General features: G+C 67.2%; 26 protein-coding genes. 6 read left to right on the top strand and 20 right to left on the bottom strand.

Going from position 1 to position 24,220, the window contains the following annotated elements; all coding sequences use genetic code 11:
• Nucleotides 1-85: 85 nt before the first annotated feature.
• The gene (gene glpK, locus ACTJI4_RS02170) at nt 86-1,585 is read left to right on the top strand and encodes a glycerol kinase GlpK (protein ID WP_440868388.1); all 1,500 of its coding nucleotides are present in this window, start codon (nt 86-88) and stop codon (nt 1,583-1,585) included.
• Between the two features lie 67 nt (nt 1,586-1,652).
• On the opposite strand, the gene ACTJI4_RS02165 is transcribed toward glpK, so the two are convergent.
• Both ACTJI4_RS02165 and ACTJI4_RS02160 read right to left on the bottom strand, forming a co-directional pair.
• The gene (locus ACTJI4_RS02165) at nt 1,653-2,447 is read right to left on the bottom strand and encodes a MetQ/NlpA family ABC transporter substrate-binding protein (RefSeq protein ID WP_440868387.1); all 795 of its coding nucleotides are present in this window, start codon (nt 2,445-2,447) and stop codon (nt 1,653-1,655) included.
• 93 nt (nt 2,448-2,540) lie between these two features.
• Nucleotides 2,541-3,506, bottom strand: a complete 966-nt coding sequence (locus ACTJI4_RS02160) for a helix-turn-helix transcriptional regulator (protein ID WP_440868386.1) — start codon at nt 3,504-3,506, stop codon at nt 2,541-2,543.
• An 89-nt stretch (nt 3,507-3,595) separates the two neighbouring features.
• Here ACTJI4_RS02160 and ACTJI4_RS02155 point away from each other — a divergent pair, with 89 nt between their 5' ends.
• Both ACTJI4_RS02155 and ACTJI4_RS02150 read left to right on the top strand, forming a co-directional pair.
• Nucleotides 3,596-4,204 carry a LolA family protein gene (locus tag ACTJI4_RS02155; RefSeq protein WP_440868385.1) on the top strand — a complete coding sequence of 203 codons (609 nt, stop codon included), beginning with the start codon at nt 3,596-3,598 and terminating at the stop codon, nt 4,202-4,204.
• Between the two features lie 116 nt (nt 4,205-4,320).
• On the top strand, nt 4,321-5,097 hold the full coding sequence (locus ACTJI4_RS02150; RefSeq protein ID WP_392918546.1) for a DUF481 domain-containing protein: 777 nt from the start codon (nt 4,321-4,323) through the stop codon (nt 5,095-5,097).
• Nucleotides 5,098-5,176: 79 nt separating this feature from the next.
• Here the strand turns inward: ACTJI4_RS02150 and hemC are convergent, their stop codons facing one another.
• The 6 genes from hemC to ACTJI4_RS02120 form a co-directional block, all read right to left on the bottom strand.
• Nucleotides 5,177-6,088 (bottom strand): hydroxymethylbilane synthase, encoded by a 912-nt coding sequence (gene hemC / locus ACTJI4_RS02145; RefSeq protein WP_440868384.1) that lies wholly within the window; start codon nt 6,086-6,088, stop codon nt 5,177-5,179.
• A 68-nt stretch (nt 6,089-6,156) separates the two neighbouring features.
• On the bottom strand, nt 6,157-6,885 hold the full coding sequence (locus tag ACTJI4_RS02140; protein ID WP_392918552.1) for a LytR/AlgR family response regulator transcription factor: 729 nt from the start codon (nt 6,883-6,885) through the stop codon (nt 6,157-6,159).
• Between the two features lie 10 nt (nt 6,886-6,895).
• Entirely contained in the window at nt 6,896-7,942 is a 1,047-nt protein-coding gene (locus tag ACTJI4_RS02135) for a sensor histidine kinase (RefSeq protein ID WP_392918555.1), read from the bottom strand.
• A gap of 3 nt (nt 7,943-7,945) precedes the next feature.
• Nucleotides 7,946-8,620: an alpha/beta hydrolase gene (locus tag ACTJI4_RS02130; RefSeq protein ID WP_392918557.1), complete on the bottom strand. Its 675-nt coding sequence runs from the start codon at nt 8,618-8,620 to the stop codon at nt 7,946-7,948.
• A 43-nt stretch (nt 8,621-8,663) separates the two neighbouring features.
• Nucleotides 8,664-10,568 (bottom strand): glucans biosynthesis glucosyltransferase MdoH, encoded by a 1,905-nt coding sequence (gene mdoH / locus ACTJI4_RS02125; protein ID WP_440868383.1) that lies wholly within the window; start codon nt 10,566-10,568, stop codon nt 8,664-8,666.
• Nucleotides 10,569-11,012: 444 nt separating this feature from the next.
• On the bottom strand, nt 11,013-11,192 hold the full coding sequence (locus ACTJI4_RS02120) for a hypothetical protein (RefSeq protein ID WP_392918562.1): 180 nt from the start codon (nt 11,190-11,192) through the stop codon (nt 11,013-11,015).
• Nucleotides 11,193-11,387: 195 nt separating this feature from the next.
• On the opposite strand from ACTJI4_RS02120, the gene ACTJI4_RS02115 reads away from it, so the two are divergent.
• Nucleotides 11,388-11,777, top strand: coding sequence for a DUF2628 domain-containing protein (locus ACTJI4_RS02115; RefSeq protein ID WP_392918565.1), 390 nt, complete (start codon nt 11,388-11,390; stop codon nt 11,775-11,777).
• A 55-nt stretch (nt 11,778-11,832) separates the two neighbouring features.
• Here ACTJI4_RS02115 and ACTJI4_RS02110 read toward each other — a convergent pair whose 3' ends face one another.
• Entirely contained in the window at nt 11,833-14,430 is a 2,598-nt protein-coding gene (locus ACTJI4_RS02110; RefSeq protein ID WP_440868382.1) for a methyl-accepting chemotaxis protein, read from the bottom strand.
• A 245-nt stretch (nt 14,431-14,675) separates the two neighbouring features.
• On the opposite strand from ACTJI4_RS02110, the gene ACTJI4_RS02105 reads away from it, so the two are divergent.
• Nucleotides 14,676-14,960, top strand: a complete 285-nt coding sequence (locus ACTJI4_RS02105; protein WP_392918571.1) for a putative quinol monooxygenase — start codon at nt 14,676-14,678, stop codon at nt 14,958-14,960.
• Here ACTJI4_RS02105 and ACTJI4_RS02100 read toward each other — a convergent pair.
• The 11 genes from ACTJI4_RS02100 to ACTJI4_RS02050 form a co-directional block, all read right to left on the bottom strand.
• Nucleotides 14,954-16,903 (bottom strand): response regulator, encoded by a 1,950-nt coding sequence (locus ACTJI4_RS02100; RefSeq protein WP_440868381.1) that lies wholly within the window; start codon nt 16,901-16,903, stop codon nt 14,954-14,956. The genes ACTJI4_RS02105 and ACTJI4_RS02100 overlap by 7 nt on opposite strands.
• Entirely contained in the window at nt 16,890-17,753 is an 864-nt protein-coding gene (locus ACTJI4_RS02095; protein WP_440868380.1) for a sensor histidine kinase, read from the bottom strand. The genes ACTJI4_RS02100 and ACTJI4_RS02095 overlap by 14 nt, the downstream gene beginning before the upstream one ends.
• Entirely contained in the window at nt 17,750-18,766 is a 1,017-nt protein-coding gene (locus ACTJI4_RS02090; RefSeq protein WP_440868379.1) for an ATP-binding protein, read from the bottom strand. The genes ACTJI4_RS02095 and ACTJI4_RS02090 overlap by 4 nt, the downstream gene beginning before the upstream one ends.
• Nucleotides 18,757-19,158: an ATP-binding protein gene (locus ACTJI4_RS02085; RefSeq protein ID WP_392918582.1), complete on the bottom strand. Its 402-nt coding sequence runs from the start codon at nt 19,156-19,158 to the stop codon at nt 18,757-18,759. The genes ACTJI4_RS02090 and ACTJI4_RS02085 overlap by 10 nt, the downstream gene beginning before the upstream one ends.
• Nucleotides 19,155-19,535 (bottom strand): STAS domain-containing protein, encoded by a 381-nt coding sequence (locus ACTJI4_RS02080; RefSeq protein ID WP_392918585.1) that lies wholly within the window; start codon nt 19,533-19,535, stop codon nt 19,155-19,157. The genes ACTJI4_RS02085 and ACTJI4_RS02080 overlap by 4 nt, the downstream gene beginning before the upstream one ends.
• A 1-nt stretch (nt 19,536) precedes the next feature.
• Nucleotides 19,537-20,394 (bottom strand): STAS domain-containing protein, encoded by an 858-nt coding sequence (locus tag ACTJI4_RS02075; protein WP_392918587.1) that lies wholly within the window; start codon nt 20,392-20,394, stop codon nt 19,537-19,539.
• Nucleotides 20,395-20,562: 168 nt separating this feature from the next.
• Nucleotides 20,563-20,853: a PQ-loop repeat-containing protein gene (locus tag ACTJI4_RS02070; protein ID WP_392918894.1), complete on the bottom strand. Its 291-nt coding sequence runs from the start codon at nt 20,851-20,853 to the stop codon at nt 20,563-20,565.
• Entirely contained in the window at nt 20,853-21,554 is a 702-nt protein-coding gene (locus ACTJI4_RS02065) for a glycosyltransferase (RefSeq protein WP_440868378.1), read from the bottom strand. Before ACTJI4_RS02065 ends, ACTJI4_RS02070 begins: the two co-directional genes overlap by 1 nt.
• Nucleotides 21,551-22,138 (bottom strand): class I SAM-dependent DNA methyltransferase, encoded by a 588-nt coding sequence (locus ACTJI4_RS02060; RefSeq protein WP_392918593.1) that lies wholly within the window; start codon nt 22,136-22,138, stop codon nt 21,551-21,553. Before ACTJI4_RS02060 ends, ACTJI4_RS02065 begins: the two co-directional genes overlap by 4 nt.
• A complete protein-coding gene (locus ACTJI4_RS02055; protein WP_440868377.1) occupies nt 22,135-22,893 on the bottom strand; it encodes a PIG-L deacetylase family protein in 759 nt (252 codons plus the stop codon). The genes ACTJI4_RS02060 and ACTJI4_RS02055 overlap by 4 nt, the downstream gene beginning before the upstream one ends.
• Nucleotides 22,881-23,843, bottom strand: a complete 963-nt coding sequence (locus tag ACTJI4_RS02050) for an acyl-CoA dehydrogenase (protein WP_392918600.1) — start codon at nt 23,841-23,843, stop codon at nt 22,881-22,883. The genes ACTJI4_RS02055 and ACTJI4_RS02050 overlap by 13 nt, the downstream gene beginning before the upstream one ends.
• Nucleotides 23,844-23,977: 134 nt before the next feature.
• Between ACTJI4_RS02050 and ACTJI4_RS02045 the strand changes: the two genes are divergently transcribed.
• Nucleotides 23,978-24,142, top strand: coding sequence for a hypothetical protein (locus ACTJI4_RS02045; protein WP_392918603.1), 165 nt, complete (start codon nt 23,978-23,980; stop codon nt 24,140-24,142).
• Nucleotides 24,143-24,220: the final 78 nt, after the last annotated feature.

Below are 24,220 nucleotides of genomic sequence, written 5' to 3'. Positions count from 1 at the left end.
GCGCCGTACGGACAGCGCGCATCGATGGCACCACCGGCGTTACCATCGGCCCTGCATGGTGCCGGCTGCAACCCGGGGATCCCGTATGGACAAACGCTACGTAATCGCCATCGACCAGGGCACCACCAGCTCGCGGGCGATGCTGTTCGACCGCGCCGGCCGGATGGCCGGGGTGGCGCAGCGCGAGTTCACCCAGGTGTTTCCACAGCCTGGCTGGGTGGAACACGATCCGCGCGAGATCCTGACCAGTGTCTATACCACCCTGACCGAGCTGCTCAACCGCGAGCAGGTCGATCCACGCCAGATCGCTGCGATCGGCATCACCAACCAGCGCGAAACAACCGTGGTGTGGGACAAGGCTACCGGCCAGCCCATCCACAACGCGATCGTCTGGCAGTCCAGACAGAGCAACGATATCTGCGAGCGCCTCAAGGCGGGCGGCCACGAACCCCTGATCCGTGAGCGCACCGGCCTGCTGGTGGATGCGTATTTTTCGGCGACCAAGATCCGCTGGATCCTCGATCATGTCGACGGCGCGCAGGCCCGTGCCGAACGCGGTGAGCTGCTGTTCGGCACCATCGACAGCTGGCTGGTGTGGAACCTTACCGGCGGCACGGTGCACGTCACCGACTACAGCAATGCGTCCCGAACGCTGCTGTTCAACATCCACACCCTAGCCTGGGATGACGCACTCCTGGCCCTGCTGGACATCCCGCGCGCGATGCTGCCGGAGGTACGCAGCTCCAGCGAAGTGTATGGCACCACCCGCGCGCAGTTCTTCTTCGACCAGCACATTCCGATCGCCGGCATCGCCGGCGACCAGCAGGCCGCGCTGTTCGGCCAGGCGTGCTTCGAACCGGGCATGGTCAAGAACACCTATGGCACCGGTTGTTTCATGCTGATGCATACCGGTGCGCGTGCGGTGGCCTCCCGCAATGGGCTGCTCACCACGCTGGCCTGGGGCATCGACGGCCAGGTGGAATACGCACTGGAAGGGTCCATCTTCGTGGCCGGCTCCGTCGTGCAATGGCTCCGCGACGGGCTGCGCATGTTCGGCAAGTCCAGCGACTGCCAGGCCTATGCCGAACGCGCGGCCGACAACGGCGGGGTCTACATGGTGCCGGCCTTCGTTGGCCTCGGCGCGCCGTATTGGCGCAGTGATGTGCGCGGGGCGGTGTTCGGCCTGAGCCGGGGCACCACCAAGGAACACTTCATCCGCGCGGCGGTGGAATCAATGGCCTACCAGACCCGCGACGTGCTGGCCGCGATGCAGGGCGATGCAGGCATTGAACTGAAGGAACTGCGCGCCGACGGGGGCGCGATCGCCAATGACTTCATGGCACAGTTCCAGAGCGACCTGCTGGGCGTGCCGGTGCTGCGCCCGAAGGTGGCCGAAACCACCGCGCTGGGAGCGGCCTGCCTGGCCGGCCTGGCGACCGGGTTCTGGAGCAGCCGCGCGGAGATCGCCGAGCAGTGGGCGCTGGATCGCCGGTTCGTGCCGCAGATGGCGGCGGCCGAACGCGAGGCGTTGTACGCCGGATGGGTCCAGGCGGTGGAAGCGACGATGGGGTTCCGGGTAGGTTGACCGGCGGACCGGCCGCCGGTCGGTCCACCCCCGGGCAGGAGCCGACCGTTGGTCGGCTCGCGCCCGATCAGAACGCCGGCAGCACTGCGCCCTTGTATTTTTCGGCAATGAAGGCCTTCACCTCGGGGCTGGTCAGCGCCTTGGCCAGCTGCTGCACGCGCGGATCGTCCTTGTTGTCCGGGCGAGCGACCAGGAAGTTCACGTACGGCGAATCCTTGCTTTCAATCGCGAGCGCGTCCTCGGTCGGGTTGAGGCCCGCGTCCAGCGCATAGTTGGTGTTGATCAGGGCGAGGTCCACCTGGTCGAGCACGCGCGGCAACATGGCCGAGTCCAGTTCACGGAAGGTGAGCTGCTTCGGGTTGGCGATGATGTCGCGCTGGGTGGCCAGTGCGTTGCTCGGGTCCTTGAGCGTGATCACGCCGGCCTTGTGCAGCAGGATCAGCGCGCGGCTGTTGTTGCTCGGGTCGTTGGGAATCACCACGTCGGCACCCACCGGCAGATCGGCCAGCGACTTGAAGCGGCGCGAATAGGCGCCGAACGGTTCGATGTGCACGCCGATGACCTTGGTCAGGTCGGTCTTGCGGTCGCGGTTGTAGGCGTCCAGGTAGGGCTCGGTCTGGAAGTAGTTCACGTCCACCTGCTTCTGCACCAGCTGGTCGTTGGGCTGCACGTAGTCGTTGAAGACCTTCACGTCCAGCTCCAGGCCTTCCTTCTGCAGGATCGGCTTGACCACTCCCAGGATCTCGGCGTGCGGCACCGCTGTGGCCGCGACCACCAGTCTGCTGGAATCGGCGGCAGGCTTGCCGCAGGCGGCCAAGGCCAGCGTGGCGGCCAGCAACGGGAGCAACAGGATCTTTTTCATGGGGACGGAATCCGGGGGGCTGCGTAGCAGCCAACCATACCCCAAGCCCCGGCCAGCCGGGTATCCCGGCCATATGACCGGGAGGCATGAACGTTATTCGTAATTGCTCAGCGCCATCATCAGCAGCGCCTTGGCCTGCTCGCGCAGCACGGTCGGCTCGATGATCTCCGCATCCGAACCGTAGTGCAGCACGTCCATCAGCAGCTCGCGCGAGACGCTGTAGGGCACCTTGAGCTCATAGCGGCCGTCGGCCAGGAACCGGCCCTGCTGTTTGGAATGCCAATGCTCGTCGGCCACCCAGCGCGCGGCCTTGGCACTGAAAACGATGGTCGCCCAGCCCTTGGGCGGGCCGGAGAAGATGCCGTAGCTGGCGCCCAGCTGCTCGTCCAGCTCGGTGTCGTCCACGTCGCGCGCCACCGTGTCGACCACCCGGGCCTTGTAGATGCGGTCCACGGCAAAGCTGCGCAGCCCTTCGCGGCCATGATCCCAGGCGTCCAGGTACCAGTTGTCGCGATAGTGGGTCATGCGCTGCGGCGACACGGTGCGCTTGGTCGCCTCGTCGGTGGAACGGGCCCGGTACTCGAAGGCCAGCTGCTTGCGCTCCAGCACCGCCGATGCCACGGCGCGGAAGCTCGCCTCGTCGAACTTGCGGCCGCGGTGCGGGATGACGCGCACCCGGTCCACCGGCCAGGTCGACACGCCGGCCTGCGCGGCCAGCAACCCTTCGATGCGCTGCTGCAGCGGTGCCAGCACCGACGAAAGAACACCGCCGCCGGTGCGCGCCAGCAGGTGCTGCGAGGCCAGCAGGGCGTGCAGCTCTTCCGAGCTGAGCCACAGCCCGGGCAGCTCGAAGCGCTCGCTCTCGTTGTCCTGGTAGCGGAAGCCGGCCTCGCCATCGCCCTCCACCGGCGCCATCAGCGCATCGCGCAGGAAGGCCAGGTCGCGATAGACGGTGGCGCGCGAACATGCCAGTTTTTCCTGCAGAGTCGCCACCGTGACCGGATAGCGGGCGGACTTCAGCAGACGATGCAGGGCGTTGATGCGTTCATATCGGTCCATGACCCGATTATGTCCGAGTCGCCGTCGTTGTGGCGGCCCGGATCCGAACTTCGGCTATCGTGGGGCCCCCTGTCCGCCCGACGCCCGCCATGCGCCTGCCTGCCGTTGCCTTCCTGTCCCTGCTGCTGTCTGCCTGCGGGCAGGCACCTGTGCCCGCCGCGCCTGCAGCCGCCACGCCGCCGGTACCGGTGGCCAGCGATCCCGCGCAGGCGGTGCTGGCCGCCAGCCAGCGCTTCGGGCAGCTGCGCAGCTTCCACGCCAACCTGCACATGCAGGGGCCGCGTACGCTGGACGCCCGCATGGAATTCGTGGCACCGGACCGGTACCGGCTGCAGACCGACGAGGGCGTGCAGACCATCATCGGCGACACATTCTTCCTGCAGCGCGCCGGCGAAGTCCGCCAGGTACCGGTGCCTCCGGGCCTGCTGGCGCAATGGCGAAGCCCGCTGCCGGCCGATGCCACCGCCGCCGACCTGCAGGTGGAGGCACTGGGAGAGGAACGCGTGGATGGGCAGCCCGCCCGCCGCTACCGCGTGCGCCATGCCAGCGCCGCACCTGACGGCATGTTGTACTGGATCAACGCTGCCGGCCTTCCGGTGCGGATCGAACGCCAGGGGCAGACCCAGGGCAAGCCCTTCAAGGTCACGGTGGATTACAGCCGTTTTGACGACCCGACGTTGCAGATCGCGGTGCCCTGAACAGGCGACAAGTCCAAACCCCTCCTAAAGCACGGGCCGGAAAAGGAAAAACGGCGTGAAGGCATCAAGTATCATCACGTGTTGCTCCTCCCCCCTGTTGATCCGGAGAACCGTTGATGTCCCTGCGCGTGACGTTGCTTGCTTCCCTGCTGCTCAGTGCCCCGGCCGCCTTTGCCCAGGACACCACCGACCTGGCCGCGATGACCTCGCCCTGGAGCGGCAGTGGCGGTGAACTCGGCTTTGCCTCCGCACGGGGCAACAGCAACACCGAAAGCGCCAACGGCCGCCTGCGCCTGCGCTACACCGATGACGACTGGGTGCACAGCATGGACCTGTTCGGCCTGCGCTCGCGTTCGGAATACACCGAAACCGCCGACGACGGCACGGTCACCAAGCGCAGCAACACCACCGCAAACCGCTACACCGGCAGCGCCGGCAGCGCGCTGCAGCTGGGTGAGCACCGCCAGATCACTGCCACGGTGCGCTACGAGCGCGACGACTTCGCCACCTACGACCGCCAGAGCTCATTCGGCCTGGGTTACGGCACCCGGCTGGTGGAAGGTGACCGCTTCTACATGGATGCGCAGATCGGCCCCGGTGTGCGCCGCACGCACAACACCGAAGACGACGAAACCCGTACCGGCCTGATCGGCCGCGGGCTGTTCGACGTGAAGTATTCGCTGACTCCCAATACCGACCTGGTCAACACCCTGCTGGTGGAGTCGGGTTCGTACAACACCTTCGGCCAGAATGATCTGGGCGTGTCGGTGAGCATGAACGAGCACCTGGCGCTGAAGGCGGCCTGGCAGGCGCGCTACAACAGCGACGTAGCCGAAGACAAGCGCAAGACCGATACCCTGACCACGATGAACGTGGTTTACAAATTCAAATGATCCCCGCGGTGGGTACCGACCAACGGTCGGTACCCACCGGTGACGCCCGCGGTAGGTGTCGACCGTTGGTCGGCACGCCTCAAACGGCGAGCAATTCGCCGGCGCCGCCCTCCAGCAGGCCCAGGGCCACGGCCTTTCCGAGCGCATCCGGGTCATTGCCCGGGCCGCGCGCTTCGGCGCGGATCAGGCGGCCATCCGCCACGCCACCCACCAGGCCCTGCAGGAACAGGTTTTCACCTTCCCACTGCGCGTAGCCGGCGACCGGGACGTGGCAGCTTCCGTGCAACGCACGGTTCATGGCGCGCTCGGCTTCCACGCAGGCACGCGTGCGTGCATCGTCGAGCGGGGCGAACAGCGCCATCACCCGCGCATCGCCACCGTTGCATTCCACCGTGACCGCGCCCTGCGCCGGCGCCGGCAACCACTCCGGTGCCCGCAGCCGCGCCACGATGCGCCCGCCCAGCCCCAGTCGTTCCAGGCCGGCCACGGCCAGCACGATAGCGTCGTAACCGCCGTTGTCGAGCTTGGCCAGGCGCGTGTTGACGTTGCCGCGCAGGTCCAGCAGTTCCAGGTCCGGACGCAGCGCGCGCAGCTGGGCCTGGCGGCGCAGCGAGGAGGTGCCAACCCGCGCACCGATCGGCAGCGCGTCCACCGAGGCGTACAGGTTGGAAATGAAGCCGTCGGCCGGATCGTGCCGGGTCAGCATTGCCGGCAACGCGAACGGCGCGTCCAGCTCCATCGGCACGTCCTTGAGCGAGTGCACCGCGCAATCCGCATCGCCGCGCAGCATGGCCAGTTCCAGCTCCTTCAGGAACAGACCCTTGCCGCCGATCGCAGCCAGCGAGCGGTCCAGCACTTCGTCGCCCCGGGTGCTCATCGGTACCAGCACCACGTCCAGGCCCGGATGGGCCCGGCGCAGGCAGTCAGCGACATGTTCGCTCTGCCAGAGGGCAAGCGGGCTCTTTCGGGTGGCGATGCGCAGGGTGGTCATGCGCCCATTATCGCCGGCGGGAGGCATATCGACCAACGGACGCTACCTACTGGTGCGCCGTGACCGCTTCACAGGTGCTTCAAATCCTGTTTCAGGCTGGCCACGCAGCGCCGGCTGACTTCCAGCGGGGCCTTGCCATGGCGCAGCACGGCCTGGACCTGGCCTGCGGCGTTTCGTCGCAGCTCGACCAGTTCGTGGCGGGCCACCAGACAGTTGCGGTGGATGCGCACGAAACGGCTGGCAAATTCTTCTTCCAGCGATTTCAGCGATTCCTCGATCAGGTCCTCACCGCGCGCATGGTGCACCACCACGTACTTTTCCTCGGCCTGCAGGTAGTGGATGTCATCGATCGGGATCAGCCGCAGGCTGCCGCGCAGGCGCGCGCACAACAGCGTGCGCGCCTGCTGGCTGGGTACGCTGGGCTGCCCATTGCGGCCCGCCAGGAAGGTCCGTGCACGCTCCAGCGCGGCGACCAGCCGCTCGCTGCGCACCGGCTTCATCAGGTAATCGATGGCCGCCGCCTCGAACGCCGACAGCGCGTGTGCATCGTAAGCAGTGCAGAACACCACCGCCGGGCGCGGGTCGAACGTGGCCAGGTGGCGCGCAGCCTCGAGGCCATCCAGGCCGGGCATGGCGATATCCAGCAGCACCAGATCCGGCTGCAGCTCGGCGCAGGCATGCAGCGCCTGCTCGCCATTCTCTGCTTCGGCCACCACCTCGACCCCTGCCTGTTCGGCCAGCAGGCTGCGCAGACGCTCGCGGGCGAGCGGCTCGTCGTCGGCGATGACAACTCTCAAGCAGGCTTCCTCACGGAACAGGGACGAAGATGTCGCAGGCATAGTAGCCGTCGTTCCATGCTCCCGTCATCCGTGCGCCCGGACCGAAGCGCCACGCCAGCCGGTGCGCGATGTTGCGCTGCGCATGCCCGGCGCCCTGCATCAACGGCAGCGCACGCGCATCCGGATCGGGCGCAGGGTTCTGGATGCGGATGTGCAGTTGCGCGCCTTCGCAGGACAGCGCGATGACGATGGTGCCGCCCCCGGGCAGCCGCGAGATGCCGTGCAGCACCGCGTTCTCCACCAGCGGCTGCAGCACCAGGCGGGGCATCGGCAGGGTCCATGGCAAGGTCTCTGCGCGGTGCCATTCCACCTGCAGGCGCTCCCCCAGCCGCAGCGATTCGATCGACAGATAGGCTTCTGCCAGCTCGCACTCGGCTTGCAGGGTGGAGTCTCCCTCGCCCGCACCCAATGCAGCACGGAACAGGTCAGACAGATCGAGCACGGCGCGCTCGGCCACCTCCGGATCGCGCCGCACCAGGCTGGCGATGAGGTTCATGCTGTTGAACAGGAAATGCGGGCGGATCCGCGCCTGCAGTGCGTCGGCCTGCGCGCGCGCGTTGGCCACGGTCTGCGCGCTCCAGCGGTCGCTTACGTAGAAGTAACGCAAGGCCAGCGCCACGATCAGCGCGGTGACGGTGGCGCAGCCCAGGGTAAAGCGCCAGAACCCCACGTCCCCTGCAAAGTTCTGTGTACCCAGCGCCGCATACAGGGCATGCACGATGCCCGTGCACACCGCCGCGATCATCGCGGTCATCCCCACTGCCACGGCCGAACCCAGCGCTTCGGGCAACGTCGACAAGGTCGCGCGTGCCGCGCACAGGCTTACGGTGACCGCCAGCGCCAGCCACAGGGCCAGGCCGCTGGCCGCCAGGAAGTCGGACACGCTCCATTGGCGGCTGCCATCGGGTGCCAGTGCCACCACGACCACCACCAGCTCGGCCAGACCGAGCATTGCGCCCAGCCGCGGCAGGCGGCACAGCTCGGGCAACCACAGCTGCTGGCGGGGGTCGTTCATGGCTCAGGCCGTGGCGAAGCGCTCGTCCAGCCAGTCGCCCAGCGCCTGCAGTTCTTCGGCGCAGACCTGGTGGGCCATGGAATAGGAATGCCACTGCAGCGGGAAGCCGGCGGCCGTGAGTCGCTGGGCGGTGTCGGCCGCGATCGCCTGGGGGATCACCGGATCCTGCGCGCCATGGGCCATGAACACCGGTGGCCGCGCACCGTTGGGCACCGCCGCGTCCACCGCCGCCTGCGGGTCCGGCAGGTAGGTGGACAGCGCGATCAGACCGGCAAGGGGCCGGGTCGAACGCAATGCAGCGCTGAGGATGATCGCCCCGCCCTGTGAGAAGCCGGCAAGCAGGATGCGCTCGACGGCAATACCGCGCGCGACTTCGGCGTCGATCAGGGCATCCAGCGCACGCACCGAGGCGTCCACGCCGGCGGCGTCGGCGCGGGATCGGAAGTCCATGCTGACGATGTCATACCAGGCGCGCATGGGCACGCCGTTGTTGATCGTGATCGGCTGGACCGGGGCGTGCGGAAACACGAAGCGGATCGCCGGCCAGTGCGGACGCAGCAGCTCCGGCACGATCGGGGCGAAATCATGCCCGTCCGCGCCCAGCCCGTGCAGCCAGAGCACGGCCCATTGCGGGTTGGCGGCGGTTTCGTTGACTACGGTTTCCAACGCGTGCGACATCGTGCGGCTCCAGTACGTTCTGGCCGCATTATGGGGCCAGATGTCAGGGCGCGGCGCGCTGGGCGGCGGCGCGGCGCAGTTCGGCGGCGCGCTGCAGGATGATCGGCGGCGTGGTTTCTTCGGGGATTTCCATCAGGCGCAGGCGGTGCAGCAGGTCGCCGGCGCGGCGTCCGGAGGTCAACGCAACCACCGGAATGGCCAGCACCATGCCCACCACCACCGGCGCCATCCACGCCGCAAGGGCCGGCGATACCGCATAGGCCAGCGCGCCCATGAACAACCCGAACACGCTCAGGCCGCCGTAACCTTTGATCAGCGCCGGCCAGGAAATGCCACCGTCGTCGCGCTGCTGTGCATCCCAGCCCGAATCCTTGCCCGCCAGCACTTCGGCCACGCCGCGTGACTGCACGTACATCACCACTGGCGCCATCAGCGCGGCCAGCACCGTTTCCAGCAGCATCGACACGAATGCGCGGATGCCACCGCCACAGCCGCGGCGCTCGGCGGGGTCGATCAACATCGCGATGTAACCCAGCACCTTGGGCAGCAGCAGCACCGCCATGGTGATGGCGAACATGCGGATCACCTGGGTTTCATCCTGCTGTCGCCAGTACACACCCGGCGACAGATGCAGCACTTCGCTGAAGTCGATGCCACCCTGGAACAGCGGGATGGCAATGCCGATGAGCATCAGCATCGCCCACATCGGCGCCGTGAAGTAATGGCCGATGCCGATCATCATGTGCGTGCGGCTGACCCAGTGCAGGCCCCGCGAACCCACCACCTTGGCGTGCTGCAGGTTGCCCTGGCACCAGCGGCGGTCGCGCACCAGCATGTCGGTCAACGTGGGTGGACCTTCCTCATAGCTGCCCTTGAGGTAGGGCACCATGTGGGTTGCCCAACCGCCGCGGCGCATCAACGCCGCTTCGACGAAATCGTGGCTCAGCACATGGCCGCCGAACGGCTGCCGGCCTGGCAGCGGCGGCAGCCCTGCGTTCTCGGCGAAGGCCTCGGTACGGATCACCGCATTGTGGCCCCAATAATTGCTCTCCGCGCCGTGCCACCATGCCACGCCGCGCCCGATCACCGGGCCGTACACACGTCCGCCAAACTGCTGCATGCGCGCGAACAGCGTGCGCCCGCCGATCACCGCCGGCAGGGTCTGGATCAGGCCCACGTCTGGATTGTGCTCCATCCCGGCCACCAGGCGCACGATGGTATCGCCGGTCATCAGGCTGTCGGCATCCAGGATCAACATCTGCGGGTAGCCGCCGCCAAAGCGGCGCACCCAGTCGGCGATGTTGCCGGCCTTTCGCCCGCTGTTGTCGCCCCGGCGCCGGTAGAAAAGGCGCTCATGCCCGCCTACCGCATCGCACAGCTCGGCGAACGCCTGCTCCTCGGCCGCGCCAATGTCCTCGCGGCGGGTATCGCTGAGCACGAAGAAATCGAACTGCTCCAGTTGACCGGTACTGGCCACCGATTCGTAGATGGCCTGCAGGCCGGCCAGCAGCCGCCGCGGATCTTCGTTGTAGGTGGGCATCAGCAGTGCGGTGCGGGTGTGCACCTGCGGCAGCGGCTGGTCCGGGTCGATGCCCAGTTTGTAGCCCCGGTCGAACACCGCGGTCAGGAACCCGGCCAGCGCGCCCGCGAAAGACAGCGCGATCCAGGCAAACAACGCCACGAACAGCACCAGCAGGCAGCCTTCCAGCACCGTGATGCCGTTGGTGGCCAGCACCTTCCACATCATGTGGGTGGCGGCCGCGGTCATTGCCGCTGTGCCGCCAAAGATATAGAAGCGTCGCAGCGCGATCATCCGCGGCGCGGTGCGCTGGCGCGGGGTGCGCAGGCGGCCCTGGGTGAACGTCTGTTCGGGCATCCCCATCGGGGTTTCAGCGGGCAGCACCGAGCGACCGGCATCCATCACGGCGTTGACGGCCTGCACACTCATGCGTGGCTACCCTGCGTGCGGTTGCACCGGGTACTGCTGCTGTGCCGTGCAGCGGCGTGGCCATGGCCGGCGCCCTGCTGATGTCTGTGACTACCGGAACCCACGAACTCTCCAACGGCACTGAGGCGAAAAATGCGGCTCAGCATAGGGGGCCAAATGTAAGCCGGGCGCGAAGGGGCGTTTGGGCATTTCTCCCCATTCAGCAAACCCCGGACTGCCCCAGCCGCAGCAGCGTGCCACAAACCGGCGCAAGCCTTGCGCTGCAAGGCTTGCCCTATTCAGGATTCAGTAAATCCCGTCGTGGGTGGACGCCGGCGCTTCCAGCGCGGGTCGGTCGGCGACAGACGCACCGGGTCCGGATCTGCGCAGGCAAGCCGCCGCCAGGCCAGGCAGGACGGCAACGATGTCGATCAGCTGGCGGTGTGCGCCCTGCCGGGCGACCGCTCAGACCGGGGTGGTTTCCACGGCGACATCGCTCTCCACCGGCATGTGCGCCAGGGCACGGGAGCCGACGTGGGAAAACTGCAGCTGTGCAAGCAGATGCTGGGCCTGGGTGGCAACCGGACACGGCAGGATCCGCGGGCCGGCTTCAGGGCGCTCAGGGGACATCACTACACTCGACATGTTCTGGTTCTCGATCCTTTCCAATGCTCCGCACGGCTCCCATGCCGCGGGGAATGCGAACCCTATATGAATTCGTGGACGAATGTGTGACGCCGCCCAGGCAGCGCCGGGTCAGCACCGCACCAGGTCCGAAAACTGGCGCCGTTTGATAGTCACCGACTATCATGTAACCGTTTTCAACCTCAGAAAGTGGATATGGATTCCAACATCGCTTCATCGTTCAGCCCGAAGTGGCAGTTCCGGTTCGACTTCTTCAACACCTATGGAGCGCCGAACTCGCCGGCTTTCAAGGCCGCTTACAAGGCGCTGCCGTTCGGACAGAAGCTCAAGGTGAACTTCAACTTCTTCGCCCTGTTCTTCGGCTGCATCTATCTCTTCATTCTAGGGATGTGGCGCAAGGCCCTGACCATCCTGGGACTGACCCTGGTGCTCGGCGTGGTACTGGCATTCCTGCCCGACCCGATCGGCCGTGGCATCGCGATTGCGTGGACGCTGTTCATCGCGCTCACCACCAATTACAACTACTACCTGGAAAAGGTGAAGGGCGACACCAGCTGGAACCCCTTCCAGGGCATGCGCTGGTAAGCCACGCAGCTCGCATGCCTGAAAAGCCCGGTCCATGACCGGGCTTTTTCGTTGCTCAGGAAATTTCCGGTTCGGCCTCGACGGCTGGCGCTCCAGCACGCACCGCCCCCCGCGTCTGCCCGACGACCCTGCGCGGTGCTGCGGGGGCTGCCGCCGGGGCACCCGTCGCCGTGCGGAAGATCGCCACGGCGGTGCCCAGCTGCTGGGCCTGCTCTTCCATCGCACGCGCCGCGGCAGTCGCTTCTTCCACCAACGCCGCATTCTGCTGGGTGGTTTCGTCCATCTGGGTGATGGTCTGGTTGACCTGCTCGATGCCGGCGGATTGTTCCTTCGAGGCGGCGGAAATCTCAGCCATGATGTCATTGACCCGACGCACGCCGGTCACGATCTCTTCCATCGTACGCCCGGCCGTATGCACCAGCGCCGCGCCTTCGGCGACCTGCTCCACCGAATCGTCGATCAGGTGCTTGATCTCCTTGGCCGCCCCGGCCGAGCGCTGGGCCAGCGCGCGGACTTCCGAGGCCACCACCGCAAAACCACGACCCTGCTCGCCGGCACGCGCCGCTTCCACGGCGGCGTTGAGCGCCAGGATGTTGGTCTGGAAGGCAATTCCATCAATCACCGAGATGATCTCGGCAATACGCTTTGACGCGGCCTCTATCCCGGCCATGGTGGTCACTACCTGGCCTACCACCTTCCCGCCCTGTTCGGCTACGTTGGCCGCACCGGCCGCCAGTTGGTTGGCCTGCACGGCGTGGTCGGCGTTCTGGCGCACGGTGGACGTCAGTTCCTCCATCGACGCGGCGGTCTCCTCGAGGCTGGCGGCCTGCTGTTCGGTGCGGCGCGACAGGTCGCTGTTGCCCGAAGCGATCTCGCCAGCCGCCAGGTTGATGCTGTCTGTGGCCTGCTGGATACGGCCGACGATGTCGGTCAGCTGGGTCACGGTGGTATCGGCATCGTCGCGCATCTGTGCGAACACGCCGTGGAACTGGCCATGCATGCGCGCGGTGAGGTCGCCGGCGGCGATCGCGCGCAGCAGCGCAGAGATCTGCTGCAGGTTGTCGTCACTGACCTGCATCATCGTATTGAGGTTTTCGACCATGGCGCGGAAGTCATGGTCGAAGCGCAGGCCATCGCCGCGCTGGCTGAAATCGCCGCGCGCGGCGGCCCCCGCCAGGTCGCGGATCTGGGTGTTGATCGCGCGCAGGTTGGCCTTGGTGGTATCCATGGCGTCGGTGAACACGGCCTGCTCGCCGGGCAGGCGGTCCATGTCCTGCGACAGGTCACCCACTGCATACCTCTGCATCACCTCGACCAGTCGACGGGTGACGGCGATGTTGGCGCCCACCAGCTGGTTGGTGTCTTCGACCATGCGCCCGTACTCGCCCGGGAAGGCCTGCGCATCCATCCGGAAACCGAGTTCGCCTGCCGAATGGCGCTGCGCCATCTCGGCCTGGGCGGCCATCACGGCGCGCAGCTGGCCTCGCATGCGCTGCATGGCGTCGAGCAGGCGGCCTACTTCGTCGTCGCGTGGCGGCGGCAGCGGAGTGTCCAGGCGGCCTTCGGCGACCTCGGCCGAGAGCCGCACGGCGTCGGCGAGCGGGCGGATCGCCTGCCGGCGCAGCAGCACGTACACGCTGGCGCTGAGCACCAGCGCGGCGCCCAGGCCAACGCCAAGGATGATCCACAGCAGCGACCGCGCCTGTTCGGTGATCAATGCGTACGGCACGATCACGCCCAGCGCGAAGCGTTCTTCACTGGCACCGATGCGCAGCGGCACGTACGCCTTCACGTTGCCCGCGGCATCGGGCGTGAACGCCTCGAAGCGCTGGTCGCGGGCCACGGCTGCAAGGACCTGGGCAGTGACGGGATCGTCGCGGCGCTGGCCGATCTGCCTGGCATCCTGCGCGGCCAGCACGATGCCGCCGGGTGAAATCAGTTCAACGTGGCCCTGCCCCATCGGGCGCAGCGCCGCCAGGCGCTCCTGGAGCGCGGCCAGGCCGAAGTCCACGGTGACCGCGCCCAGGAACTGGCCGTTGTCGAGCACCGGGGTCGACAGCGTGGTCATCAGTACCTGCCTGCCGCCGATCTCGTAACGGTACGGTTCGCTGACGGCCTGCCGCTTGAGTTCACGCGGGCGCAGGTACCAGTCGCCTTCGCCGGGGACGTCATAACCCTTGAGTGCATCCTGCACCGGCGCGCCATCCTGCCAGGCCCAATAGCTCATGAAGCGCCCGGTGGCGTCGTGGGCCTCGGCGCCGACGAAGTCGGCGTCCCTGCCATCAAAGGCCTGCGGTTCCCACAACGTGCCCAGGCCCACCCATTCCGGGTGAGCCTGCAGCTGCTGTTGCAGCACCTGTGCGGCGGTCGCACGCGACAGGGTGGCAGCGCGGTGCTGCACGACCAGGCTGTCAGCCAGTGCCTGGCTGGTGGCAAATGCGATGGCCAGATCTGCGCCGACCCGGTTCGATTCGGCCTCGGCCTGGCTTTGCATCGTCCGCCGCGAGGATTCGAGCAGCGCCTGGCTGGCTTCGCGATAACTGAGGGCGGCGGTCACGCCAAAGCAGAGCATGGCGATCAGCGCGGTACCCAGCATCAGCCGGTTGGCGATGCTGCCGGGGCGCTTGGAAGCGGACGAGCGGGACGCGGACATGAAGTGTTCCAGGCAGGAGTACAGAACAGCGCGCGCCGGTGGGCGCCGCTACTACGTCACGCAGTCCATTGCGGACCGGCCGGCAGGGTGCAACGCACGCCGGATCCGGGTCATACGCTGGTAACGGCGCTGTGCTGGAGATGTTGAGCGCGGGATCCTGACCCTGTTCAGTGAGGGCGGTAGCGCATTGACGACGCCAGGTAGCGCGGCGCACCCTGACCGGTCCTTCTCTCAGGCACACGCCCATGTACGGATTGATCGGCAGGATGAACATTGCTCCCGGCGAGCGCGACGCGGTCATCGCGATCCTGCTGGAGGGCACCCAGGCCATGCCCGGGTGCCGCAGCTACGTGGTGGCCAAGGATCCGGCCAATGCCGACGCGATCTGGATCACGGAGGTCTGGGACAGCATTGAGCTCCACCACGCCTCGCTGGCCCTGCCGGGCGTACAGCAGGCCATTGCCCGGGCACGCCCGCACATCACCGGCTTCGGCGAGCGGTTCGAGACCCAACCGGTAGGCGGTTACTGATGCGTGCGGAACATCGTGCCAACGCTGTGCAGCAGCTCGTGCACGCTGAACGGCTTGGGCAGCAACGACATGCCCTCGCCCAGGAACTCGTTGCGTACCGCCGCACTTTCCGTATAGCCGGTGATGAACAGCACCGGCAGGGCCGGGCGCAGCGCGCGCGCCGCATCGGCCAGGTCGCGACCGTTCATGCCGGGCAGGCCGACGTCGGACAGCAACAGGTCCACGGCACGGGTCGAATGCAGTTCCAGCAATGCCTGCTGCGAGTTGGTGGCCTCCACGACCTGGTAGCCGACCTCGACCAGCATTTCGCGCACCATCATCCGTACCGAATCGGTGTCGTCCACCAGCAGGATGCGTTCGGCATGTCCCCGCTGAACATGCATCTCCGCTGCTGATTCGGCCTGCAGCTCGACCTGTTGCTGGCCCTCGGGCAACAGCAGTTCGATCTCGGCACCTTCACCCTGCTCGCTGGCAATACGGGCGCTGCCGCCCGACTGACGTGCGAACCCATAGGTCATCGACAGACCCAGGCCGGTACCTTCGCCCTGCGGCTTGGTGGTGAAGAATGGCTCGAACACCTTGTTGATCAGGTCCAGCGGAATGCCGGTGCCGTTGTCGATCACCTTGACGCTGATGTAACTGCCCGGCGACAGCTCGTGATCGCGTTCGACCGTCGCACGGCCTGCGCGGATACGGATCAGGCCCTGGCCGGCCAGCGCATCGCGCGCGTTGATGACCAGGTTGAGCATGACGTTCTCGAACTGGTTGGGATCGGCCATGGCCATCAGCGGTTCGGTGCCCAGCTCCAGTTCCAGTTCGATATTCTCCCCAATCGAGCGCCGCAGCATGTCTTCCAGCGATCGCACCCGGGCCACCACGTCGAACGTCTGCGGGTCCAGCGGCTGCTTGCGGGCAAACGCCAGCATGCGCTGGGTCAGTGCGGCCGCGCGGTGCGCCGAGGCGGTGGCAATGTCCACATAGCGGCTGGCCTTGTCCCACTTGCCGCTGCTGGCCGCCATCTCGATCATGTCCAGGCCGGAGATGATGGTGGTCAGCAGATTGTTGAAATCGTGCGCGATGCCGCCGGTCAGCTGGCCCAGCGAATCCATCTTCTGGGCCTGCATCAGCTCCATTTCCGTGCGCTCGCGCTCGGCGATCTGGAACGCCAGCTCGCTGTTGGCGCTTTCCAGTTCCTGGCGCTGCTCCAGTTCGCGCACGTGCCGCTCGGTGATGTCTTCGACCAGCACCAGGCCCAGGCCGGGCGCACTGTAGGGCGTCACCCGCCATTCGGTCACGCGCCGGCTGCCCTGCACCTGCAGTGCAAAGGTGCCCTGCCAGCGCTCGCCTTCACCCACCGCCACCTTCAGCGCGCTCATCGGCCCGAACTGGTGGCCCAGCAATGCCTCGATGCGTCCAGGCTCCAGATTGCCACCGAGCAGCCGCTTGAAGGCGTCGTTGGCTTCATGCACCTGCAGGTGCGCATCCAGCACGCCGATCGGCGCGTTGACCTGGCGGAAAATCTCCCCAAAGCGCGCTTCGGCCTCGCGCAGGGCATCTTCAGCGCGGCGCGCACGCAGCAGGCTGCGCAGGGTAGCCAGCAGCACGTCCGGATCCACCGGATGCACCAGGTAGGCGTCAGCGCCGGCGTTGAGGCCGGTGATGAGGTCCCCCGTGGCGATCGAGGCGGCCGACACATGCACGACCGGCAGCAGCTGCATGCGCGGGTCTTCGCGCAACTGGCGAACGACGTCGAAACCGCTCATGTCGGGCAGGTTGACGTCCAGCACCAGAGCGCCGAAATCCTGCGCGTTCAGCTGCGCCAGGCCGTCGCTGCCGGTACCGGCTTCCTCCACGCGGAACCCGTGGTGTTCCAGCACCCGGCGCACCGAATAGCGGGTGGCCGCGTTGTCATCGACGATCAGGATCCGGTCACGCGTCGGCATCGGCGGCCTCCGCGGCAGCCAGTTTGAGCGGCAGCTTCACATGGAACTCCGAACCGACGCCCAGTTCGCTGGTCACGCCGACCTGGCCACCCAGCAGTTCGGCAAAGCGCTTGCACAACGACAAACCCAGCCCAGTGCCGCGCAGACGCTTCTGCAGCGGGGTGTCCACCTGCACGAAATCCTCGAACAACGTAGGCAGCAGGTCCTGCGGGATGCCGATGCCGGTGTCACGCACGCTGAAACACACCGAGTGCTCGTCCAGCAGCGTCGCCGATACCACCACCTGGCCATTGGGCGTGAACTTCAGCGCGTTGGAGATGAAGTTGCGCAGGATCTGCGCCAGCTTCTTGTCATCGGTGTACAGCAGGGGCAACGCCGGCGGATCTTCGAACACCAGGTCCACCCGGTTTTCTTCAATCAGTGGCCGGAACATGCCGCGCAGCGCCGCAAACAGGTCCATCAGGTCGAACCAGGCCGGCGAGATGGTGATCCGGCCTGCTTCGATCTTGGCCAGGTCCAGCAGGTCGTCGACCATTTCGCGCAACTCGGTCGCCGAGCCGCTGATGAACCGCACCTGGCGGCGCTGGTCGTCGGTCAGCGGGCCGTCCATGCCGTCTTCCAGCAGCCGGGTCATGCTCAGGATGGAGCCCAGCGGGGTGCGGAACTCGTGGCTCATGTAGGACAGGAACCGGCTCTTGAGTTCGGAGACCTCGCGCAGCTGCTCGGCCTGCTGGTCCAGTTCGGCGTACAGGGCCAGTACGCCCTGGTTGGTTTCTTCCAGCTCCGCGCGCAGTGCGTCGGCCTGCGCGCGGAGCCGGACGATTTCCTGTTCGGGCGAAAGCGCGTTCAATGCAGGTCTCCAAGCCGCAGGGCGATGAGGCCGGTGTCGTCGCGGCCACGATCGAAATCGCGCTGCAGCACCGCCACTATGAGGGCCGGGTGGCGATGGAACAGGCCGGGGTAGTCGCGCAGGCTCCAACGGGCCTGCAATCCATCACTGTGCATGAGCAGAAGCGTGCCTGCGGTCGCGTGAAAATGGAATGGTTGCGCTTTGCGGAACTGGACCCCGACGATACCGGGATGCGAGGCCATGCCGCGCGTCGTGGTCGCCTCGTGGAGGCCTGCCGAGATGTTGCCGATGCCGGCGAACTGGAGCGCGCCGCTGGCGACCTCCACACGGGCGACCGCCACTGCGCCGCCCCGGGTTCCCGACATGCCGGCGTGCATCGCTGCGATCACGTCCGCCGGCGCAGCAACGCCGCACGCGGCCGCGGCCGATACGCCGGCGTGGGCGGCATCGGCCGCGGGCAGCCCGTGCCCCAGTCCGTCGATCAACGTCACGACCACCGCCTGGGCATCGGCATGCAGGTGCCAGGCGTCGCCGCAGGCCACCTCATGGTGCATGGCCAGGCGCAGCGCGCCATAGGGCACGTCCACGTTGCGGGCGGCCAGGCTGGCATAGATCCGCGCCACCATCACGCTGCCCTTGTCGTCGGACCAGGCGTCTAGGACGGTCGCCTGGCGCTGGATCGCGCCGAGCCCCAGGCCCTGGGTGCCGCCGGTGGAATAGCCGTCAGGCAGCGACTGCGCGAGCGAGAAGCCCGGCCCGGCATCGAGCGTGCACAGCTCGATACCCTCCCCCCCGCGACCGCACACCACCGACAGGTACATGCGCCCGCCGCGTCCGTGCTTGATCACATTGGTGGCCAGCTCGGTGGCGGCCAGGGCCACGCGGCCGGCATCCACTTCATCGAAGCCGATGGCGTCGGCCATGGCCAGCGCTTCGCGCCGGGCCTGCCCTACCTGCGTGACCTCTTCCACCACCACGACCCGTGTCACCCGGCCAGAGAAGTTCAGATCCATTTTGTGATGGAAACCCGGGTGCCCCTGCCGGGCTCGCTCTCAAGCTGGAACTGGTCCACCAGCCGGCGCGAGCCGGACAGGCCCAGGCCCATGCCGCTGCCGGAGGTCCAGCCATCGGTCAGCGCCTGGGCAATATCGGGAATACCGGGCCCGTTGTCGGAGAACACCAGGCGCAGGCCACGCCGCAGACCGCTGTCCACCACGTCCCACTCCATGCTGCCACCCCCGCCGTAGATCACGGCGTTGCGGGCCAGCTCGCTGGCCGCGGTGACCAGCTTGGTCTGGTCGATCAGCCGCATCCTGCACGCCACGGCCGCCTGGCGGGCGGCCTGGCGGGCCAGCACGACGTCCTGTTCGACACGGATCGGCAAGGATCCACTGACCGCCGTCATGGCGCCTCTTCGTCAGGTTGCCGCATCAGGTCCATGCGCAGCAGATCCATGCCACGTTCGACATTCAGCGCGGTGCGTACACCGGTCAGGGTCAGACCCAGCTCCACCAGCGTGATCGCCACGGCGGGCTGCATGCCCACCACGACCGTGGTGGCATCCATGATCCGCGCCAGCGACGAAATGGTGGAGATCATGCGGCCGATGAACGAATCCACGATGTCCAGCGCCGAGATGTCGATCAATACGCCGCGCGCGGAGATCTTCTGGATCCGTTCGGTCAGGTCATCCTGGAGGGTCAGCGCGAGCTGGTCATGCATGTCGACCTGGATGGTCACCAGCAGCAGATCGCCCATCTGCAGGATCGGAATGCGGTCCATTTCAGCGGGCCGCCTTGGTCACCGTCTGGCCGGTGCGCTTGAGCGCCAGTGCCAATGCATCGGCCAGGTTGGCCTTGGTGACGATGCCCTGCAGGTCCAGGCCCAGGTGCACGATCGTCTGTGCGATCTGCGGCCGGACGCCGCTGATGATCGCGTCGGCGCCCATCAGGCGGATGGCGGTGACGGTCTTGAGCAGGTGCTGGGCCACCAGCGTGTCCACGGTGGGCACGCCAGTAATGTCGATGATGGCGATTTCCGAACCGGTGTCGACGATCCGCTGCAGCAGCGATTCCATCACCACCTGGGTGCGCTGCGAATCGAGCGTGCCGATCATCGGCAGCGCCAGCACGCCCTCCCACAGTTTCACCACCGGGGTGGACAGTTCCAGCATTTCTTCCTGCTGGCGCTGGATCACATCCTCGCGGGTTTTCTGGTAGACGTTGACGCTGTGCAGGCCAAGACCGTCGATCAGCTCGGAGATCGCCCACAGCTGTTCACCGACCGCCTTGGGATCGTCGGCGAAGTTCTGCTGGACCAGCTCGAACAGCGGGCGCTTGAGCGAGAACAGAAAGCTGGCGGTTTCCGAGGAACTGAAGCCTTTGAGCACGCGGTCGCGCGAGAGCTGTTCCAGGAACTGGCGGGTTTCCTGCCACTCGCTGCCGGCGACGCCATTGCCGGCAGGGGACAGGGCCGCCTGGAACAGGCGCCAGAATTCGCGTACCTGTGCGTCCAGCTCACGCGCGCTGAGGCGGGCATCCTGGCTCTGGCCGGAAGCGGCCAGATGGTCGACCCACTGCTCCAACACGAAGTCCTGGCGGGTACGAAGAAGGTCGATGGTGCGCTGCTGCATGGCCGCCATGAGGAGATCCCGGGTAGGAAGGGGGAAGGCCCCGGCACGCGACGCGCCGGGGCCTGGAATGAGACTGAGCTTAAATGAATTCAGCTACGTGGACCATGACGGCAACCCTTGACACCTGGAGGTCGCGCGCACATGCCTGAATTATTCAGAATCCGGGGACCCTGCCGCTCACTGCCCATGCCCGACTGGCCGCTTCGACACCTTGCGCCGGCGTATCGCGAGCACCTGCCCGACCACTGCCGTGATCAGGATCAGGCTGTTGGTCACCACGAACACCGTAGAGCCGAGCAGCGCGCTGTAAGCAATGAACAGCAGCGAGGCCGTGATCTGACCGACGAACAACCAGGTGGAGACGCCTTCCACCGACCCGGCCTGGTGCTGCTTGTAGATCTGCCGCGCCAGCGTGGCGATCAACACGGCCGTGGCGGCCCAACCCAGCAGGTCGGCGGGCTGCTCCATCATTCGGGCACCATGCGTGCGGGCAGCAGCGAGGTCCCGGCGCTTACCACCTCCCGTTCCAGCGCGCGAAGGAAGCCGCTGAAGCCGTGCGGCGCACGCGCCGTGCGCCGGGCACTTGTCACCACGGCGGGCCGGGCCAGCCAGGCAATGTGGGCGCCGTTGCCGGCCAGTGCTTCAACCAGTGCAACGTCTTCTCCCGTGCGGAGGGCCTTGAAGCCGCCCACCGCCAGGTAAGCCGCTGCGCTCATCCCCAGATTGGCTCCGTGGATGTGCCGGTGTCCGTCCTGCACGATTTCCCGCTCGGAGAATGCCCTGCGCACGCCTTCTGGATAGTCGAGCCAGTCGGCCACTTCAACCACGCCGCAGAACGCATCGGCGCCGCATCGACTTTGCCGCCACAGCCAGTCCGGTGGCACGGCGGTGTCGGCGTCGGTACTGGCGATCCAGCGCGCGCCCTGCGCCAATGCGTGGCTGGCCGCCGCTGCCCGCGCAGTACCGACGCACTGGGCGTCCACCACCACGGTGAGCGCCCCATGCTCGGCACATACCGCCGCCGTGGCATCGCTGCATGCGTCCAGCGCAACCACCACCCGCACCGGCTCGCAGCGCAGACCGGGATGTGCGGCAGCCACGGCGATCGACGCCAGGCAGCGACCGATGGCATGCGCTTCATTGTGTGCGGGCACGATCACGCCGATCATCGCAGGCCTTCCCAGCGGGCAACGCTGGTCGGCTCGCGACTCCACGCCTGCATGAGCAGGTCAGCGTCCTGGTAACAGAAGGCCTCATCCAGGCCCCGGGCAAACGCGCGGTGCACCTGCTGGGCTGAGCTGAGCGCCTCATCGAATGGATGTACCCAGTGGCACGCCAGCAGCAGGCCGTCATCGGCAAGGCTGGCGCGCAGTTTTTCCGCCATCGCCACCACGGCCTGCGGCGCCAGGTAATAGCCGACCTCGCTGACCACGATCAGGTCAAAGCGCCCGTCAGGCCATTGTTCCGGATGGCGGGCCTGCTCCAGGCGGACGTTCGACAGGTGCCGGGTCGAGCCGGCCGCGTCCTGCAGGGCCGCCTCACTGAGGTCGGTCGCCAGCAGCGCGTCGCAGCGCGTTGCCAGCTCCGCACTCAGCACGCCATTGGAACACCCCAGTTCCCATGCGTTGCGGTACCGCTGCCGGGGCAGGCACGCCAGCGTCAGCGCGCGCTTGCGCGCCTCGTACCAGCGGCTGCGGTACTGGAAGGGATCGGGCTGTTGGTAGATCTGCTCGAAGTAGGCGCGGGTGTTCATCCGATCAGCACCTCGAAAGAGCGCCGGAACCGGTCCAGCACGTGCTCGGGAAGGATCGGCTCGCAGCCGAGCGCCTCCCCTTCCCCGGTCTGCGTAGCGAACGCCGCGATTGCCTCCCGCTTGCGGGCGCGTGCCGCCGGGCAGAGGGCAATGCGCTGCGCGGACGTCCAAGGGCCGGCAGGTGCCTGGGCATCCAGCCAGTGCCACGCCCAGACCGGATACTGCAGGCTCCTGGCACCGCAACTGGCTGCCGCGGCACGCGCCGCGCGCCCTGCCGCTTCGTGGTCAGGATGCGCATCATGGATCCAAGGTGCCAACACGACATCCCCTGCCGACAAGCGTGCGCCGAGGTGTGCGGCCAGGTCGGTTTCGTGGCGCGCCACCGCGCCATCGGGCAGCCCCAGCGAGGTCACATGCGTGGCGTCCATGCCCAAGGCCTGCAGGGCCACGGCCAGCTCGCGGCGACGCGCGTCACGCAGGCGTGCCGGTGTCAGGCGCGGATGGTCGGGATAGCAGGCTTCGCCATCGGTCACCGAGATCACCTGCACCGCGCAGCCCTGGGCGGCGGCGGCCTGCATCAGGCCGCCACAACCGAGCACCTCATCGTCCGGATGGGGGGACACCACGATGAGCCGTCGCGCCCCCAGCAGAACGGTGTCGGCTTCCACCGAGGGCAATGCCTCCAACCACGCACAGCCTTGCCACGCCGACTCCGGCGTGCCCTGTCCTTCGATCCGGACGGCTACAGCGTCCATGGCTGCTCCTGACCCTTGATGGCCCGACCCAGTGCGGCCCAGTCGCGGTCGGCATGGCTTTGCCGGATGAACACCGTGAGATCGGCCCAGCGCCGGGCATGGTCCGGCTCCAGGCACATCGGCCCCGGCCCAAGCGCACGGCCTACGATGTCCAGCACCTGCATGCAGCTGCGCTCCACAACGCTGCGCACCCTTATAACGTCGGACTGATGAGGCTGGGCGGGCATCGCATCAATCCAGGCAGCCAGCTCGCGCAGGAGTGCGGCCGAGGACTCCAGTGCCATGTCGGCCTGGCCCAGCAACGCAGCGGTCTGTGCATCGTTGTCCACGCGCGGTGAGCGCTGCAGGGGCGACGCCAACGCTACCGCCGCGCCATACCAGCAGGCTGCAATACCGGCGCCGCCGTGCCAGAAGCCCGGCCGGGCCAGGTAGGCGCCCCTGGCGCCGACGGCCTCGACGTGCACGCGGTCAAACTGCACCGTCCCACTGGGAATGCCTGCCATCCCGGTCGCATGCCAGCTCTGCGGCTGCAGCAGTATGCCGGGGGCATCGGTGCGCAGACAGACCAGGCGCGAACCCTGGCCACAGTGCGCGGTGACCAGGGCGACATCGACCAGGCCGGCGCCGGAGCACCAAGGCTTGGCGCCACTCACGGTGCTGGTTTCTTCATCGAACCGCAGCGTCGCCTGCGGTCCCTCGGCCGCCCACACCGCCGCCAGCAGGCCCTCGGCCAATGCGGGCGCATGCAGATCGGCCAGGATGGCCTGTGCGTCGTAGTGTGCTTCCATCACCTTGGCAACGCACAGGTCGCGTCCGGCGATGGCGGCCAACGCACGCCAACGCTCCAGAGTGTGCCCCCGGCCAGGGAGCGGCAACGAGGATTGGCGCTCAAGCACCTCACGCGCGGCTGCTTCAAGCGCCGGCGCGGCATGTTCGGAAATCTGGTCCATGCCCAAGGGATACCGCGCCCCCTGTGGCTGGGGGGTGAGCCCGGCGTGTGGATGTCGTGCACCCGGCACGGACGCCGCGCTCACCTGCACGCCCGCAAGCTTGTCTCAATCCCATGAACATCGGAGTCCTGCCTATGAACGCGCCCTCTTCCAATCCGCTGGAAGGCGAGGACGACCAGCAGAAGGCACATACCCCGGACAAGCTTCGCAATGACGATGCCCGGTGGAAGGACAAGGACATGCCTGAGCAGGAGCACACCGCCACCCCCGACGACTATGAACGCCCACCCAGGCCGTAGCGCGCCTCACACCCGGCCTCCTCACAGAGACGGAGGTGGGGATATGCGAAGCTATGGGCGTTAGCACGCACCCCTTGG

Source organism: Stenotrophomonas sp. 22385 (assembly GCF_052045085.1).
Taxonomy (GTDB): Bacteria; Pseudomonadota; Gammaproteobacteria; order Xanthomonadales; family Xanthomonadaceae; genus Stenotrophomonas.
The sequence above is the reverse complement of the archived record's forward strand: the minus strand, read 5'-3'. Positions and strand labels throughout refer to the sequence as shown.